Source organism: uncultured Tateyamaria sp. (genome assembly GCF_947503045.1).
In the GTDB taxonomy this organism is placed as follows: Bacteria; Pseudomonadota; Alphaproteobacteria; order Rhodobacterales; family Rhodobacteraceae; genus Tateyamaria.
Genome location: NZ_CANNCF010000001.1, coordinates 573,489 through 590,379 on the forward strand (window position 1 = coordinate 573,489; position 16,891 = coordinate 590,379).

Consider the following 16,891-nt stretch of genomic DNA (forward strand, 5'->3'; position numbering starts at 1 on the left):
GCCATCTTGGCAACGCTTCGCAGGACCTAGCCCACCGGGGTATCGATCCCACGTGTTTCGACATAGGCATAGCCGAACGGTGGCAGTTTCAACCGCCCCTTGGTCAGCTCACCTTCGGCAGCACCTACAAGGGTGGCGCTGTCGTCAACACGCACCGATTGCGGTTGACCCGACAGGTTGAACACGCCCGTCAGGCTGACGCCCTCATATGTGCGGCACACGGCCAGCAGAGGGTTGCGCACCTTGGGGAAACGGGTTTCGCCCAATGAAAGTTCCGGGCGCGATTTGCGAAAGGCGAGGGCGGCACGGTAGGTGGCCAGCACAGAATCGTTCTTGCCCTCTTGCCCGGCCACTGCATGGGCGGCCTGTGGCGGCTTGACGGGCAACCAAGGCGCACCCGTGGAAAAGCCCGCATTGGGTTGGCTTTGATCCCAGACCATCGGTGTGCGACAGCCATCGCGGCCCTTGTTGTCGGGCCAGAAGTCTATGTTGCCAAGGTCCTGCAACTCGTGAAACTCGATATCGGTCTCGGTCTGGCCCACCTCTTCGCCCTGATAGACACCCAAGGTACCAGGAAAGCTGATCAGCATGTTGATCGACTGACGCGCCACGGCTTCTTCGAATTCCGGAGCAGGGGCCCAGCGGGTCACATGGCGCTGCACATCGTGGTTGGAAAAGGACCAGCAAGGCCAGCCGTCGGGGGCATCACGCATGAAGCCTTCGATACAGTCGCGGAAATGCTTGGGGGTGTGTTCGTGGCTGAGCATGGCAAAGGAATAGGCCATGTGCAGCTTGTCCTTGCCGGAGGTGTATTCCCCCATGATCTCGATCTGGCGCAATCCGTCCTCACCCACTTCGCCGATCAGCATCCGGTCGTCATATTTGTCGAGCAGGGCACGCAGTTTTTGCAAAACGGCGATGTTCTCGGGCTGGGTCTTGGAATGGATATGGCGCTGGGCACCATAGGGATTGCCGGGGAAGTCCTTGTATTTGCTGGGTGGATTGTTGCGCAGCTGCTTGTCATGCACATAGAAATTGACCGTATCCAGACGGAACCCGTCCACCCCGCGCTTCAGCCAGAACTCCATCGCTTCCAGCAACGCCTCGACCACCTCGGGGTTGTGAAAGTTCAGATCGGGCTGCGAGGTCAGAAAGTTGTGCATGTAATACTGACGCCTGCGCGGATCGAACATCCAGGCCGACCCACCAAAGACCGAAGGCCAGTTGTTGGGCGCGCTGCCATCCTTTTTCGGATCGGCCCAGACATACCAGTCTGCCTTTGGATTGGTCTTGTTCTGTCGGCTTTCCTCGAACCACGGATGCTGGTCGGAACTGTGCGACAGCACCTGATCGATGATCACTTTCAGGCCCAGATCGTGGGCGCGGGCCGTCAATGCGTCGAAATCCTCGACCGTGCCGAACAGCGGATTGACCCCGGTATAGTCCGACACATCATAGCCCATGTCCTGATCGGGCGAGGTAAAGAAGGGCGACAGCCAAATCGCATCCACCCCCAGTGAGGCGACATGATCCAGACGGCGGGTGATGCCTGGCAGATCGCCGATCCCGTCGCCATTGTCGTCCTGAAAAGACCGGGGATAGATCTGATAGATCACCGCGTCTCGCCACCACTCACGCATCTCATCACTCCTCAAATCGGCAAAATAAACCCGCAGCGGGCACGTTCCTGTTAGCGCTAGCTATGCTTATCACCACCTTCAAGACAACTGCAAAGACAGCAACCGCGGCAGATCGGTCACAGGTGTAAATGGTATGCCGTTGCATGCTGTGAAACACCTGCCCTGTAAGGGCCAAACGCCGCTGGCCCGGGCAGCCAGCGGCGTGCTTTTCTGACCCACGGGACGGCGTGGTCAGGCCGCCATGAACCGCCCCAGCGCCTCGGCCTCCGAGCGGCGCAATTCGTGCCCGCCGTCATGGAGCTCGCGGCTCAGCTGCGCACCCTGATCGGCAAACCATTTCATCAGCGCCGCGCTCATCGGCCACGGACAAATCGGATCGCGCTGCCCGGCGGAAATCAGCACGCGCACGCCGGCAAGACCGGAAACAGGCGCAGGTTGCCACGGGATCAGCGGATGCAGCAGGGCGATCCGCTCAAACAGATCAGGGCGCTCCATCACGACCGAGGTCAGAATGTTGGCCCCGTTCGAATAGCCAAACCCATAGACCGGCGCGCCCGGATGTGCTGCCACATGCGCGGCCACGAACCCGGCCATCTTCTCGGTCGCCCGCGCCAGATCGTCCATGTCATAGACACCCTCGCCCGTGCGCCGAAAAAACCGCGCCGCCCCGCCTTCGGACACGTCCCCACGGGGCGAAATTACACCCGCCCCCGGTACCAGCTGCCCCGCAAAGTCAAAGAACTGGTGCTCGTCCCCGCCCGTGCCGTGAAAGGCAAAGATCAGCGGCGCGCCCGGCGCGGGATCAGACGTGAGCGCGGTATAGGCCTGCATCGACATCGCGCCCTCAATCCGTAATCGCAGGCAACAGCGCCTCGATCTTGGCCCGATGTTCCTCGTAACGGGATGGCAGTTTCAGTGCGCTGCCCAGATTGGCGGTGTCCTCGTCGCGGTCAAACCCCGGCTCGTTCGTTGCGATTTCAAACAGCACACCCCCCGGCGTGCGGAAATAGATCGCCCAGAAATAGTCGCGATCGATCACTGGTGTGACCTGATAGCCTGTATCGAGCAGCGCGCGCCGCACCTCGAGCTGTGCCGCACGATCTTCGACCGCAAAGGCGATGTGGTGCACCGATCCGGCACCCTGATGGGCGGCCTGACCGCTTGGTGTTTCCTCAAGGTCGATCGTGTCCGCCGCATTGCCGCCCTCGATCACATAGCGGGTCACGCCATCCGCGCTCTCGCCCTTCACATAGCCCATGAAGCCCAGCAACTCGCCCGTCGCATCCGCATCATTCAGCCGAAACCGCGCCCCGCGAAACCCAAGAATACCCGCATCCTCAGGCACATCCGCACCGGTCCACGGCACACGCCCCTGCGCCTCGCTTTCCACAAGGGCAAAGCTGTCTCCGTCCGGTCCGTCAAAGCCCAGCCGCGCCTCACCCAGAAAGCTGTCCTGCGTCAGGCCCGAGACTCCTCGCGATCCCAACCGCTCCGCCCAATAGGGCAGGGCGCCTTTGGGCACCGCGAATTCCGTCACGCCAACCTCACCCACACCGCGCCGTCCACGCGGCATCTGGCCAAAAGGAAAGGTGGTCATCACCGAGCCTGGCGTGCCGACCTCGTCCCCGTAATACAGGTGATAGACCTCTGGCGCGTCGAAATTGACCGTCTTCTTGACGCGGCGCAGCCCCAGCGCGCCGGTAAAGAACGCATTGTTTTCATTGGCATCTCCCGCCATCGAGGTGACGTGGTGCAGCCCTTTGATATCCGTGATCATGTTCGACCCCTTTTGCCGCTGTATCTGTGGTTGCAAGACATCTAAGGCCATCGGAGCGAGATCAGAATAGAAAGCTATGGGTATTCACTATTGCTGAAATCGCAATAGTATCGCCAATGCATGCAATAATTGTCCGCTCTCACACCGCGCGCAGGGCAGGCATATCGCGAGGTACCACTACTTCCGCCAAATCAGTGCGGCGCAAAAACAGGATCGCCGGACTGACAAGACCCTGCGCCGCAATTTGCCCCACCAGATCGGCGGCGGCACATTCCAGCACTTTCTGATCCAAACGCTGTGCATTGCTGACGGCAGTGACCTGCACCGACCCCAGCAGCCCGGCCTCGCGCAGCGCCTCCACAATCTGCGGCGCCGTCTGCACCCCCATATAGACCGCCACATTGCAGCGCGCGCTCAGGTGCTGCACCCAATCCGGGCGCTCTACGGCATGTGCCTTGCGCCCCGTGGTCAGCACAAGCGTGTCGGTCTTGCCCCGCTCGGTGAGAAACCCGCCAACGGCGGCTGCGGCCCCGCTGGCCGCCGTGACACCGGGCACAATCTCGTAAGGCAGTCCAGCCGCCACGAGCGCCTCGGCCTCTTCCGCACCACGCGCAAACACCCCCGGATCGCCGCATTTCAAACGCACCACCCGTTGCCCGCGCAAGGCGGCCGAGACGATCAGGCTATTGATGCGATCCTGCGGCCACGCATGACAACCCGGTGCCTTGCCCACATAGACGCGCTCCGCATCGCGCCGGGCAAGTTCCAGCACGCCGGGATCGACCAGCCGGTCATAAAAAATCACATCCGCCTCCTGCAGACGCTGCACCCCGCGCAGGGTGATCAGATCGCTGCTGCCGGGGCCTGCGCCCACAAGCGCCACGGGGGCAGGCCCCGTCTCCGGCACCCGGCCCGAAGCAATGACGGCCTTGATGGCCCGCGCCACCGCAGCATCACCCTCTTGCCCGTGCTGCGCGCGGAGAGGCCCATCAAACACCCATGCCCAGAGATCACGCCGCTGGCGCGGACCCAGACGGCGGGCCGCGAACCCGCGCAACCGCCCTGCGAGGGCTGCAAGGTCGCCAAGGCGCGGCTCCAGCATCTCTTCCAACCGGCTCTTGATCTGGCGGGCCAGCACAGGGGCAGTGCCTTCGGTCCCGATGGCTACGACAACCGGATCGCGGTCGATGATCGAAGGCGTGATCGCGTCACATAAGGCAGGCTGGTCCACCACATTCACCACGGCCCCCGCGGCCTTTGCCAGCATGTGCAGGCAAACGTCCTGCCCGGGACAGCCCGTCGCCACAAACACCAGCGCCGCCCCGGCAAAAGCGTCCGGCGCAATCGCGCCGCGTTGCCAGTTGATCCGACCCGCCTGCGCGATGCTCTGCAATTCAACATCCAGTGCATCGGCCAGCACGTCGATCTGCGCCTCGGTCTTCAGCATCAACCGGCACTTCTGCGCCGCCTGCTCACCGCCGCCGACGATCACGACGCGCCGTCCGGTCATGGTCAGGAACATGGGAAAGGTTTTCATCGCGCAGTCTCCGATCCGTGAGGGGTCATTCGGCGGCAATCGCCTTGGCCGGGGGCAAGAGAAGGCCTGCCAGTTCAGGGCGACACGCGCCGCAATTGGTGCCGGCCCCAGTGGCTGACCCAAGAGCATCGACACTGCAGGCCCCGGCGGCCACGGCCCGGCGCAGATCGTTCAGGCCCACACCCATGCATGCACAAACGGTCGCGCCGGGGTCGGGCACATCGGACCGCGCGCGCCCCGACAAAGCGTCATGCATATGCACATCCGTGCCAATCAGCGCCACGGCATGGGCCCGCGAAACGACGACCGGGGAGGGCGCGCAGAACAATACCGCGCGCAAATTGCCCTCCACCCGATGGGCGATCCGCACGATCCCTGTACTCTCGTCGCGCATTTCGCTGATGTCGCCGCCTTGGGCCGAGGTCAGTACGTTGAACGCCGCACGCGCATCGGCCAATGGCGCTGCGTCCGCCAGTTCCGCCTGCCAGCCGGTCGCCGTGCGCGCGATGGCGCAATAGGCCCCGAACTGGTGCAGGGGTGTGGCAGAGGCGACAAACCCATACCATTTCGCCGCGAACCTTTGCGCCGACACCCGCCCGGATTTCAGCGCAGGCTGCCCCGACACCGGATCGACGCGCACCGAAACGACCTTGTTCACCGGCCCCGAGGCACTGCGCAGCCGCGTCCAGTGCATTGGCGCGAAGAGGGCTCCTTTTGCGACCCGTTCCGTGGGCAACGCCCTCAAGATACAGGTCTGACCCGCAGCCGCGACCTCAACCAGTTCGGCCGGGCCGAGACCCATATCACCCGCATCCTCGGGATGCATTTCCACGTAAGGCTCGCCCATATGCGCCCCCAATCGCGCGGATTTTCCCGTCCGCGTCATGGTGTGCCACTGGTCGCGAATGCGTCCGGTATTGAGGTGAAATCCCCCGGACACCTGCGCCATCGGCGCGGCAATCGGCAACATGCGCGCACGCCCATTGCCATGAAAAAACTGCCCATCCGCAAAGAACCGTGTCGAGCCCTCACCGGCCTCAGGCACAGGCCATTGCACAGGGTTCAGTGCGGCATAGTCCGCATCCGACATCCCTGCCAAACCACTGATGTCAAAATCGCGCCCGAAGGGGCGGAGCGCCGCAGACAGACCGGCATATTCACGAAAGATCGCCGCCGGACTATCATAGTCGAACGCAGCTCCATACCCCATCGCGCGCGCCACGTCGCAGATGATCCGCCAATCCGGGCGTGCGGCGCCGGGGACGGGCAGAAACGCGCGTTGGCGCGAGATCCGGCGCTCGGAATTGGTGACCGTGCCGTCCTTTTCGCCCCACCCGGCGGAGGGAAGCAGCACATCCGCCAGATCGCAGGTATCGGTGCGCGCCATGATGTCGGAGACAACGGTAAAAGGCACATTGGCGATGGCCGCCGCCACCCGCTCCGCATCGGGCATGCTGGCCGCCGGATTGGTCGACATCACCCAGAGCGCCTTGATCTTGCCGTTGGCACACGCCTCGAACAGATCGACCGCCTTGAGGCCGGGCGCGGTGCAGATCGTCGGGCTGTCCCAGAACTCCCTCACGGCGGCACGGTGATCGGCATTCTCGATATCGAGGTGATTGGCCAGCATGTTCGCCAAACCGCCGACCTCGCGGCCCCCCATCGCGTTGGGCTGGCCGGTGACCGAAAACGGGCCCATGCCGGGGCGGCCAATGCGGCCTGTCGCCAGATGGCAGTTGAGGATCGCGTTCACCTTGTCCGACCCGCAAGACGACTGGTTAACGCCTTGCGAGTAGACGGTGACCACCTTTTCGATGCCCGCCCACATCTCGTAGAATTGGCGCAATTCTCCGGCGCTCAACCCGCTGTCGGTGGTGTCCGTGCACTCTGCCGCAGCCACAGCAGCCGCGAACCCGTCCACATGTGCATCGACATAATCGGTATTCACATGCCCACCCGCAGCAAGATGCGCGAGCAACCCGTTGAACAGCGCAATGTCCCCGTCCGGCGCGATCTGCAGGTGCACATCCGCCAGTTGCGTCGTCGCCGTGCGGCGCGGATCGACATTGACCACACGCATGGATGGGCGCGCCGCCTTGGCTGCCGCGATGCGCTGGTGCAGCACCGGATGGCACCACGCCAGGTTCGACCCGACCAGCACGATCAGATCAGCATCTTCGAGATCCTCATAGGTCCCGGGCACCGTGTCGGCACCAAATGCACGCTTGTGCCCCGCGACCGAGGACGCCATGCAAAGCCTTGAATTTGTGTCGATATTGGCCGACCCGATGAAGCCTTTCATCAGCTTGTTGGCAACGTAGTAATCCTCGGTCAGCAATTGGCCCGAGACGTAAAACGCCACGCTGTCAGGCCCATGATCGCGGATCGCCTGTGCAAAACGGCTGGCCACCAGCGCGGTGGCCTCGTCCCACTCCGCATCCTGCCCACCAATGCGCGGGGCCAGCAGGCGGCCCTCAAGGTCGATGGTTTCGCCCAACGCCGACCCTTTGGAACAGAGCCGTCCGAAATTCGCGGGATGATCGCGATCGCCCTTGATCGTGCCGTCAGGCGATGCGATCACGCCGCACCCTACGCCACAGTACGGACAGGTGGTGCAGGTGCTCATGCCGCGCGCTCGGCACGCAGGCGCGAGGCGTCCAGCAATATGCGCCCGGCCTCGACACGCGCCGGATAGGTCGCAACCTGCCCCTCGTCCGGGCCCTGCACGTGGCCAGTTTCCAGCGAAATCACCCAGTTGTGCAGCGGGCAGGTCACCGCCGCACCATGCACGATCCCCTCGGCCAGCGGCCCCGCCTTGTGCGGGCAGGCATTGTCGAGAGCAAAGACTGCATCCGCCGCCGTACGGAACACGGCCACACAACCCGCACGGGTCTTGACCACCCGCGCGCCACGCACTGGCACGTCAGAAAGGGCAGCAATATCAATCCAGTCGCTCATTCCGCAGCCTCCAGTGTCAGGTTGGCCACAGGCTGAAAACTCTCGGCCCGTTTCTTGGCATGTTCGGCCCATGGGTCCTTTTGATAGACGGTCTGGGACAGATCGAACCGGGCCACCAGCGCCGCACGCTCTTCGGGGTCGGAAATACGCTCCCGTATCCACTCCAGCCCCACCTTGTTCATCCACTTGTAGATGCGGTCGAGGTACTTGGCGTTCTCGCGATAGAGCTGGCTCATCGCCTTGATCACGGCGATGGTTTCTTCTTCGGTTTCGACGTCAATCAACCGCTCGACCTCGCGCACATCCATGCCCGCAGCCCCGCCAATCCCGATCTGAAACCCTGAATCCACACATATCACGCCGATGTCCTTGCACGTCGCCTCTGCACAATTGCGCGGGCAACCCGACACGCCGAGTTTCAGCTTGTGCGGCGTCCACGCCCCCCACAGCGCCTTTTCCAGCTTGATGCCAAGACCCGTCGAATCCTGTGTGCCAAAGCGGCAATGATCCGTGCCCACACACGTCTTTACCGTGCGCAAACCTTTGGAATAGGCGTGGCCCGACACCATGCCCGCCGCGTTCAGATCGGCCCAGATGGCGGGCAAATCCTCGCCCTTGACGCCCAGCAAATCGATGCGCTGCCCGCCGGTCACCTTTACGGTTGGCACATTGAACTTGTCCGCCGCATCGGCAATCGCACGCAACTCATCCGGAGTCGTAATGCCACCCCACATGCGTGGCACTACGGAAAAAGTGCCGTCTTTCTGGATGTTTGCGTGCTTGCGCTCGTTGATGAAGCGGCTTTGCGGATCGTCCAGATACTCCAGCGGCCAGTCCGCAATCAGGTAATAATTCAGCGCCGGGCGGCACACGTGACAGCCATCGACGGTCTTCCATGCGCATTCCTGCCAAACAGCGGCCATGGATTTCAGTTCCTGAGACTTGATCATCCGCCGCACGTCCTCGTGTGACAGATCACAGCACCCGCAGATCGGCTGGGCTGTGGGCATGACAAACGCGTCGCCCAAAGTCACCGCCAAAACCTGTTCGACCAGACCCGTGCAGGTCCCGCAGGACCCCGACGCCTTGGTCACCGACCGCACGGCCCCCAGGTCACTCGCGCCCCCTTCGATCGCGTCCACGATTGCGCCTTTGCAAATGCCGTTACAGCCACAGATTTCCGCATCACGCGGTAAGGCTGCAACGGCCGCCAACGGGTCCAGGGGGGCACCCCCCTGATAGGCAGGGCCGAATATCAGCGTCTCGCGCATCTCTGAAATGTCGGTACGCTCGCGGATCAGGCCAAAGAACCAATTGCTGTCCGCAGTGTCACCATACATGACCGTACCGATCACCACGTTGTTCTCGATCACCAGACGGCGATAGACCCCGCGCCCGGGATCGCGAAACACGATGTCCTCGCGCCCTTCGCCATCAGCAAAATCCCCGGCTGAGAACAGGTCGCATCCGGTCACCTTCAGCTTGGTGCTCAGCTCTTTCTGCACGAAGGCGGCATCCTCGCCCAGAATGGTCTGCGCTGCCACCTTCGCCTGATCATAAAGCGGCGCCACAAGGCCAAAGAGCGCGCCGTCATGTTCCACACACTCACCCACGGCGAGAATATCCGCGTCCGAGGTCACCATCTGGTCATCCACATGAATGCCGCGCCCCACGGCGAGGCCCGCGTCAGCCGCCAGCGCCACGTTGGGGCGGATGCCCACGGCCATCACCAGCAGATCGCAGGGCAGTTCCGTGCCATCGTCCAAGAGCAGTGCGCGCACATGCCCATCGGCGCCAAGGATCTCCTTGGAGTTCGCCTGACACATCACCGCAATGCCCTTGTCGACCAACGCTTTGCGCAGCAGATACCCCGCCGCCTCGTCCAGTTGCCGCTCCATCAGGTGGCCCATGATGTGCACCACAGTCACGTCCACACCGCGCGCGGCCATGCCTGCGGCGGCCTCAAGACCAAGCAAGCCGCCGCCAATCACAACCACCTTGTTGCCCACACCCAGCGCCATCATCCGCTCGGTATCTTCCAGATCGCGATAGGCGATGACGCCCTCCAGATCATGGCCGGGCAGAGGGATCATGAACGGGTTCGACCCGGTGCCAAGGATCAGCTTGTCGTAAGGCAGCACATCGCCGTTTTGGGCCGTCACAGTCTTGGCCGTACGATCAATCGACGCCACGCGTTCACCAAACCGGCAAGTCACCCCATTGGCAGCATACCAATCGGCATCATGGGTCACGATCTCTTCGTAGCTCTTGTCGCCCGCCAGCACGGGGCTCAGCATGATGCGGTTATAGTTCCCGCGCGGTTCGGCGTTGAACAGGGTGACGTTCACGTCCGCCCCAGCCTCGAACAGATGCTCAAGCGCCCGGCCCGTGGCCATGCCCGCCCCAATGACAATGATGTTTTGGGTCATGTCTTTCACTCCGCTGCAATCGCTGTGGGTTTCGGTTTGGGCGCATTGCCGTGTTCGTATTCCTCAAGGAAATCAAGCACATCCTGCCGGTACGCATAGTAGTCGGGATGCTCCAGCAGCGCCTTGCGGGTGCGGGGACGGGGCAGGTCGACATCCACGATTCTACCGATGGTCGCCTGCGGCCCGTTCGTCATCATCACCACGCGGTCGGCCAGCAAGATCGCCTCGTCCACGTCATGCGTGACGCAAATGGCAGTGACCTTGGTGCGCGACCACACCTCCATCAGCACCTCCTGCAACTCCCAGCGGGTGAGGCTGTCAAGCATGCCAAAGGGCTCATCCAGCAGCAGCAGTTTCGGCGACAAGGCAAAGGCGCGGGCGATGCCGACGCGCTGCTTCATCCCGTTGCTCAAGCTGTCGGCCTGCTTGTCCATCGCATCCGCCAGACCGACCCGCTCGAGGTAGTATTCCACCACCTCCTGCCGCTCGATCCGGCTCGCCTTGGGATAGACCTTGTCCACCCCGATCGCGACGTTCTCCTTGGCCGACAGCCAGGGAAACAGGTTGGGCGACTGAAACACCACGGCACGCTCCGGATCAGCCCCTTCGACATGACGGCCATCCAGCTTGATCGCGCCTTGCGAAATCTCGTTCAGCCCCGCCGCCATCGTCAGTACGGTGGACTTGCCACACCCCGAATGGCCAATCAGCGAAATGAACTCACCGCGATTGATCTTGAGGTCGAAATCCTCGACCACGGTGAGCGGCCCCTTGGGCGTCGGATAGACCTTGTGCAGCTGCGAGAAATCCAGAAACCGGTTCTCGATCAGACCCTTCTGAGCATCCGCAACTGCCGAGGGCACACCGTGGATCGGGGTCACATCGGGCAACACGCGGCTTCCTTCCACCTTGGCCTCGATCCCCACATCCATCAGGTATTTCGTGACCTGCGCGCGCAGCGCCTTGAACGCGTCATTGTGGTTCATCTCGATCCGGTCGCGCGGGCGCGGGATGGAGACGGTGAATTCCTCACCCAGGCTCCCGTCCGGGTTCAGCGCAATGATGCGGTCGGCCAGAATAATCGCCTCATCCACGTCATTGGTGATCAGCACGCAGGTCTTCTTGTCTGCCTCCCAGATGTGTTCAATCTCGTCGGCGAGATTGGCGCGGGTCAGGGCGTCGAGCGCAGACAACGGCTCATCCAGCAACAACACTTCGGGGTTCATCGCCAGCGCACGCGCCACGTTCACCCGCTGGCGCATACCACCCGACAACTCCGCCGGACGACGCGCCGCCGCATGGCCCAGACCCACCATCTGAACATAGTGATCGACCTTTGCCGCCCGCGCGGCCTTGGGCAGCCCCGGGAAAATCGTGTCCACAGCGAGCGCGACATTCCCGCTGACGGTCAGCCACGGCATCAGCGAATAGCTCTGAAAGATGACCCCGCGTTCAGGCCCTGGCCCGGCGATGGGCGCGCCCTTGAACAGCACTTCACCGGAGGAGGGTGCCTCAAGCCCCGCCATCAGGTTGATCAGTGTGGTCTTGCCGGTGCCGGAAAAGCCCAGCAACACCAGAAACTCGCCCTCTTTCACCTGCAACGAGATGTCCCTCAGCACATCGGTGCGTTCGGTGCCCGACCCGTAAGATTTTGAAACGTTTTTGAATTCGATCACTGACATGGGCTTCACCGGTTGTTCGTGAAGGTGAACATGGACTGGATCGCGTACATCAGCCGATCCAGCAGAAAGCCGATGATGCCGATGGTGAACACGGCCACCATGATCTTGGCGAGCGATTGCGAGGACCCGTTCTGGAACTCGTCCCACACGAATTTGCCAAGGCCCGGGTTCTGCGCCAGCATTTCGGCGGCGATCAGCACCATCCAGCCGACTCCAAGGGACAGGCGCAGCCCGGTAAAGATCAGCGGCAGGGCCGAGGGCAAAACCAGCTTGGTCACTTTGGTCCACGTGCCCATCTTGAGCACCTTTGAGACACTGACGAGGTCCTTGTCGATGCTCGAAACCCCGAGCGTCGTGTTGATCAGGGTCGGCCATAGCGAACAAAGGGTCACCGTGATCGCCGAGTTGAGAAAGGATTTGTCAAACCAGCCGCCCGAATAGGTGGCCGATACAACCATGGTCACAATCGGCAACCACGCGAGCGGTGAGACCGGTTTGAAAATCTGGATCAGCGGGTTGATCGCCGCACTCACCATCGGGCTGAGGCCCGCAGCGATGCCCAGCGGAATGGCGATCAGCGAGGCGAGCAGAAAGCCGAAGAACACCGTTTTGATCGAGGTCCAGATCTGGTCGTAATAGGTCGGCTTGCCGGTATAGACGCGTTCCTTGACGCGGTCCTCGCGCCCGTCGGCGATCAGCTTGGCATTGCGCGCCTCCTGGCGTTCGTAAAACGCGGCTTCTTTCTCACGTTCGCGGATGGCATCATCGTTGAGGTTGCCGACCTGCGCCCAGACCTGCACCGGGCCGGGAATGGCCCCAAGCGAGGTTTGCACCGTCGGTGCCAGCGCGGCCCATGCGGCCAGAAACAACGCGATGGCCAGCAGCGGCACACCCAGCAGCCGCCAAATCTCGCGCCCTTGGGCACGCGGGTTGTCCCCGGCGGTGGCCTTCAGCACAGGGGTCAGCCAGGCGAGGCCCAGAACCTGGAACCATTTGTCAGCCGAGTTGATCCGGGTGAACAGACGCTGGCGGCGGGCCTCGCGGGCCTCTGCCTGCAGTTCCGATGGGTCGATTGCGGTCATGTCAGGGCGCTCCTGGCTTGGTGTCTGTGGAGCCGCGCGCGGCCCAAACGGGCGATGCTGCGCTGCGGCGGTGTACAGTGTGTGCACAGGTGGTGCACAGGTTGTGTATCGGGTGTTCCGGTCGGTTTTCCTGCGCTGCGGCATGCCTGTTTTTTAGGCAGACGGCGGCGGGTTTGTTGGTTTACGCTGCGACGCAGCGTAGTCCGGTAGGGTGGGCATTCTGCCCACCGCATCCCGGCTCAAACTCAGCCCTCGACCTTGTTGCCGATGACCTTCTGATCGCCCTTCAGCCCGATGGGCAGGCTTTCGAGATAGGCGTTGGGCGCTTTGCCGTCATACGCAATGCCGTCAATGATATCCGCGGCAGGGGTCGCAGGTTTGAACCCGTCACTGTCCCAGGGAAAATCGGCCTCATCCGCCAGCCCCTCATCGACCAGCATGCGGGCGGCCTCAAGATAGATGGCCGGTTTGTAGACTTCGGCGGCCATGTCGAAATACCACTGGTCCGGCTTGGCCTCGGCGATCTGACCCCAGCGGCGCATTTGCGTCAGGTACCAGATGGCGTCCGAATAGAACGGGTAGGTCGCGTTGTAGCGGAAGAAGACATTGAAATCCGGCGCCGGGCGACGGTCACCCTTTTCGAATTCAAAGAACCCCGTCATCGAGTTGGCAATGACTTCGTAATCCGCGCCCACATATTCCGAGCGGCTCAGGATCTCGACCGCTTCCTCGCGGTTGGCGTTGTCATTCTCATCCAGCCAGATCGCCGCGCGGATCAGCGCCTTGGTGATGGCGATGGTGGTGTTGGGGTTTTCGGCGGCAAACTCGGCGTTGATGCCAAAGACCTTCTCGGGGTTGTTCTTCCACATGTCGTAATCGGTGATGACCGGCACGCCGATGCCCTTGAACACAGCCTGCTGGTTCCACGGCTCTCCCACGGCATATCCATATATGGTGCCTGCCTCCATCGTGGCCGGCATCTGTGGGGGTGGAGTGACGCTCAGCAGCACATCGGCCCCGATCTGGCCCGAAACGTCCTCGGGGGAATAGAACCCCGGCTCAAGGCCGCCAGCGGCCAGCCAGTAGCGGATTTCGTAGTTGTGAGTGGAGACCGGAAACACCATGCCCATGTTGAAGGGCAAGCCCTGATCCTTGTAATCCTCGACCACCGGCGCAAGGGCCTCGGCGCTGATCGGGTGCTGCGGGCGACCATCATCCATCAGCGGCACATGGGGCTTCATCGCCTCCCAAATCTCGTTGGAAACGGTGATGCCATTGCCGTTCAGGTCCATGGAAAAGGGCGTGATGATATGCGCCTCGGTGCCGTATCCGATGGTCGCAGCCAACGGTTGGCCCGCCAGCATATGCGCCCCATCAAGCTGTCCGTCGATCACGCCGTCCAGCAAAACCTTCCAGTTGGCCTGCGCCTCAAGGGTCACAAACAGGCCCTCATCCTCGAAATATCCCAGCTCATAGGCGATGGCGAGCGGGGCCATATCCGTCAGCTTGATAAAGCCAAAGGTCAGCTCGTCCTTTTCCAGATCCAGCAATTCGGCATGCGCCACCGACCCCATCAGGGCGGCAACGGTGCTGGCGGCAGCAAACAGTCGTATCATCAGAATTGGTCCTTTCCGAAACAAAAAAGCCGCCCACACCGGACGCGAGGGAGGAGAAACGCGTGACCCGGGGTGAGCGGCTTTGCTCTTGTGTAAAGAGCCTCCGTCCATGGAGGCGGTGGGAAGCAGCATTGCTTCGTTAAGATGACGCTAGCGTGCGCTGCCTTGACCGATCAACAAGGTTTTGATGATTTAATGCGGATTCTTGCTGCAATGCAGCGTCTGCCCATTATTTGGTCAATCCGGGGCGGCAAAATCATAGGTTCTGCCGTCAAAGAAAGCATCCGGCCCAAGAATCATCTCGCCCTTTGTCGAGGCAACGGGCGTTGCATGGGCCAGCGCGCCTTCGACCTTGGCCGAGGCGCCCGGCATATCGACGCCGACCGGGCCCAAATGCATGCGATAGGAATCAGGGCGCATCGTGCCCTGGGCCACTGTGATGGCATGGGCGCGCTCGATCCCCGTGATCAGCGCAATCTGGGCCCCGATCCACGCGGCCTGACTGCGCCATGGGAAATTTGTGGCCCCCTCGAAAAAGCGGACAAAGTCCGGCACATGCACCGGCGGCCCGTCCGTCCGGGTGGCAAAGCGGCCAGTCAACGCATGCTCCACCGCTGAAAGTGGCAGGTTCAGATGGGCGCTGCGCGCAAGGATCTCGATGGCCAGAACGCGGTTGTCCGGCTGGTCGAGCCACCGCGCCGCGCGCGACACCGCCCGCATCAGCCCGGCCACGGCCACCGTATTGTCGTCAATCCACACACGCCGCGCGGCCAGCACCTTTTCCGGGGCCTGCGCCCAGATCGACACGCCGGGCAGGATCAATTCGCCAACCCCGGCGCTCACCGCGACCGACCCCCAGGGCTCGCCCACGCAGAACACGTCCAACTCGCCCGCGCGCACCGCGTCGGCCATCAGGGGCGGCGGCGTCGTGATGACCTGGATATCGGCAGCCGCGCCCGCTTCCCTGATCCAGTATTCAAACAGCAAGCGGTGCATCGAATAGGGAAAGGGCACGCCGACCCGCAAGGGCCGGTTGAGGGCGGCCAGCATGGGCCCGACGGTTCCGGCAGGGTCATCAAACCCGCTTTGCCAGCCCTTGGCCCGCATTGCATCCGCCATCATCGATGACACGCCGATCACCGTTCCGTTGGCCGACAGCACCATCAGCGCGTCGATCTGCGCAGGCGGCCCGCTCAGCCCCAGCGACATGGCCGTCGGCATGGGCGAGAGCATATGGGCCACATCGAGATGCCCCAGCGCCAGCAGATCACGCAGCGCCGCCCACGAGGGTTGTGGCAACAGGTTCAGCTCGATCCCCTCGTCTGCGGCAAAGCGCAATTCCTGCGCCACGATCAGCGGTGCACTGTCCACCAGCGGAACATATCCGCAGGTCAGTCGCTGTGTGCTCATGACAGCAAGTCCGCTGCCGTCAGCAGGGCTTGGGCCACGTCGATGACCTTGCGGTTTTGCGACATGGCCGTCTTGCGCAACAGGGCATAGGCCTCTTCCTCACTGATGCCACGCGCCCGCATCAGCATACCCTTGGCGCGGTCCACGGTCTTGCGATCGACCAGCGCCTGCTTGGCGGCTTGCAGTTCCAGACGCATCTGGCTCATCATCTGAAAGCGGGCGATTGCGGTCTTGAGAACGGGGCGGATGCGCTCCGTCTGCAGCTCGCCCACCACGTAGGCCGACAGGCCCGCAGCCACTGCGGCTTGGGTCATTTCATCGTCCGAGCGGTCGACAAACATCGCCACCGGTCGGCTTTGGGCATCCGAAGCAGCGCTGATCTGTTCCAGTGCGTCGCGGCTGGGATTGGCCAGATCAATCAGCACCAGATCGGGGTTCAGTGCTGCCAGCTTGCGTGCAAGGCCAATCACGTCGCCCAGCACGACGACGTCTTGCCAGCCGTCTTCTTTCAGCGCGTCGATAATCTCGCGCGCGCGGTCGGGGTCGGGTTCGACGACCGCTATTTTCATCTCATTCGCCACGCCTATGCCTCGGCCAGCGCAGCAGGGATGCCAACGCGACGTGACCCGAGGGCGCACGATTGCAAAGCCCGACCAACCCGCCACGCTGCATGCGCAGGCGCGATGCCCGTTTGTTGGGCACGCGAGAAAATCCCATCTGGCGCAAGGCGCAATTTGCCCCCAAGGTGCCCGCCAAAGAG

Annotated in this window: 12 protein-coding genes; all 12 read right to left on the minus strand. The window is 62.6% G+C overall.

Annotation, left to right across the window (positions count from 1 at the left end; translation table 11 throughout):
* Positions 1 to 26: 26 nt before the first annotated feature.
* The 12 genes from Q1A89_RS02985 to Q1A89_RS03040 all read right to left on the minus strand — a co-directional run bounded on the left by Q1A89_RS02985 (position 27) and on the right by Q1A89_RS03040 (position 16,712).
* Positions 27 to 1,640, minus strand: a complete 1,614-nt coding sequence (locus tag Q1A89_RS02985; protein ID WP_299723574.1) for an alpha-amylase family glycosyl hydrolase — start codon at positions 1,638 to 1,640, stop codon at positions 27 to 29.
* 231 nt (positions 1,641 to 1,871) lie between these two features.
* Positions 1,872 to 2,477 carry an alpha/beta hydrolase gene (locus Q1A89_RS02990; RefSeq protein WP_299723577.1) on the minus strand — a complete coding sequence of 202 codons (606 nt, stop codon included), beginning with the start codon at positions 2,475 to 2,477 and terminating at the stop codon, positions 1,872 to 1,874.
* 7 nt (positions 2,478 to 2,484) lie between these two features.
* A complete protein-coding gene (locus Q1A89_RS02995) occupies positions 2,485 to 3,417 on the minus strand; it encodes a VOC family protein (RefSeq protein ID WP_299723580.1) in 933 nt (310 codons plus the stop codon).
* A gap of 139 nt (positions 3,418 to 3,556) precedes the next feature.
* Positions 3,557 to 4,954 (minus strand): siroheme synthase CysG, encoded by a 1,398-nt coding sequence (gene cysG, locus Q1A89_RS03000; protein ID WP_299723583.1) that lies wholly within the window; start codon positions 4,952 to 4,954, stop codon positions 3,557 to 3,559.
* A gap of 25 nt (positions 4,955 to 4,979) precedes the next feature.
* Positions 4,980 to 7,580 (minus strand): nitrate reductase, encoded by a 2,601-nt coding sequence (locus Q1A89_RS03005; protein ID WP_299723586.1) that lies wholly within the window; start codon positions 7,578 to 7,580, stop codon positions 4,980 to 4,982.
* Positions 7,577 to 7,912: a nitrite reductase small subunit NirD gene (gene nirD / locus Q1A89_RS03010; RefSeq protein ID WP_299723589.1), complete on the minus strand. Its 336-nt coding sequence runs from the start codon at positions 7,910 to 7,912 to the stop codon at positions 7,577 to 7,579. Before nirD ends, Q1A89_RS03005 begins: the two co-directional genes overlap by 4 nt.
* Complete coding sequence (gene nirB / locus Q1A89_RS03015) at positions 7,909 to 10,341, minus strand: nitrite reductase large subunit NirB (protein ID WP_299723592.1); 2,433 nt, start codon at positions 10,339 to 10,341, stop codon at positions 7,909 to 7,911. Before nirB ends, nirD begins: the two co-directional genes overlap by 4 nt.
* A gap of 5 nt (positions 10,342 to 10,346) precedes the next feature.
* On the minus strand, positions 10,347 to 12,023 hold the full coding sequence (locus Q1A89_RS03020) for a nitrate ABC transporter ATP-binding protein (protein ID WP_299723595.1): 1,677 nt from the start codon (positions 12,021 to 12,023) through the stop codon (positions 10,347 to 10,349).
* A 5-nt stretch (positions 12,024 to 12,028) separates the two neighbouring features.
* Positions 12,029 to 13,105, minus strand: coding sequence for an ABC transporter permease (locus Q1A89_RS03025; RefSeq protein WP_299723598.1), 1,077 nt, complete (start codon positions 13,103 to 13,105; stop codon positions 12,029 to 12,031).
* Positions 13,106 to 13,350: 245 nt separating this feature from the next.
* On the minus strand, positions 13,351 to 14,721 hold the full coding sequence (locus Q1A89_RS03030) for a CmpA/NrtA family ABC transporter substrate-binding protein (protein ID WP_299723601.1): 1,371 nt from the start codon (positions 14,719 to 14,721) through the stop codon (positions 13,351 to 13,353).
* Between the two features lie 237 nt (positions 14,722 to 14,958).
* Positions 14,959 to 16,131, minus strand: coding sequence for a CmpA/NrtA family ABC transporter substrate-binding protein (locus Q1A89_RS03035; RefSeq protein WP_299723604.1), 1,173 nt, complete (start codon positions 16,129 to 16,131; stop codon positions 14,959 to 14,961).
* The gene (locus Q1A89_RS03040) at positions 16,128 to 16,712 is read right to left on the minus strand and encodes an ANTAR domain-containing protein (protein WP_299723607.1); all 585 of its coding nucleotides are present in this window, start codon (positions 16,710 to 16,712) and stop codon (positions 16,128 to 16,130) included. The genes Q1A89_RS03035 and Q1A89_RS03040 overlap by 4 nt, the downstream gene beginning before the upstream one ends.
* Positions 16,713 to 16,891 lie beyond the last annotated feature (179 nt).

What these genes read in the sequence shown, in the direction of transcription:
- Q1A89_RS02985 (WP_299723574.1), bottom strand. Translation starts at nt 1,640, where the DNA reads ATGCGTGAGTGGTGGCGAGACGCGGTGATCTATCAGATCTATCCCCGG.
- Q1A89_RS02990 (WP_299723577.1), bottom strand. Translation starts at nt 2,477, where the DNA reads ATGTCGATGCAGGCCTATACCGCGCTCACGTCTGATCCCGCGCCGGGC.
- Q1A89_RS02995 (WP_299723580.1), bottom strand. Translation starts at nt 3,417, where the DNA reads ATGATCACGGATATCAAAGGGCTGCACCACGTCACCTCGATGGCGGGA.
- cysG (WP_299723583.1), bottom strand. Translation starts at nt 4,954, where the DNA reads ATGAAAACCTTTCCCATGTTCCTGACCATGACCGGACGGCGCGTCGTG.
- Q1A89_RS03005 (WP_299723586.1), bottom strand. Translation starts at nt 7,580, where the DNA reads ATGAGCACCTGCACCACCTGTCCGTACTGTGGCGTAGGGTGCGGCGTG.
- nirD (WP_299723589.1), bottom strand. Translation starts at nt 7,912, where the DNA reads ATGAGCGACTGGATTGATATTGCTGCCCTTTCTGACGTGCCAGTGCGT.
- nirB (WP_299723592.1), bottom strand. Translation starts at nt 10,341, where the DNA reads ATGACCCAAAACATCATTGTCATTGGGGCGGGCATGGCCACGGGCCGG.
- Q1A89_RS03020 (WP_299723595.1), bottom strand. Translation starts at nt 12,023, where the DNA reads ATGTCAGTGATCGAATTCAAAAACGTTTCAAAATCTTACGGGTCGGGC.
- Q1A89_RS03025 (WP_299723598.1), bottom strand. Translation starts at nt 13,105, where the DNA reads ATGACCGCAATCGACCCATCGGAACTGCAGGCAGAGGCCCGCGAGGCC.
- Q1A89_RS03030 (WP_299723601.1), bottom strand. Translation starts at nt 14,721, where the DNA reads ATGATACGACTGTTTGCTGCCGCCAGCACCGTTGCCGCCCTGATGGGG.
- Q1A89_RS03035 (WP_299723604.1), bottom strand. Translation starts at nt 16,131, where the DNA reads ATGAGCACACAGCGACTGACCTGCGGATATGTTCCGCTGGTGGACAGT.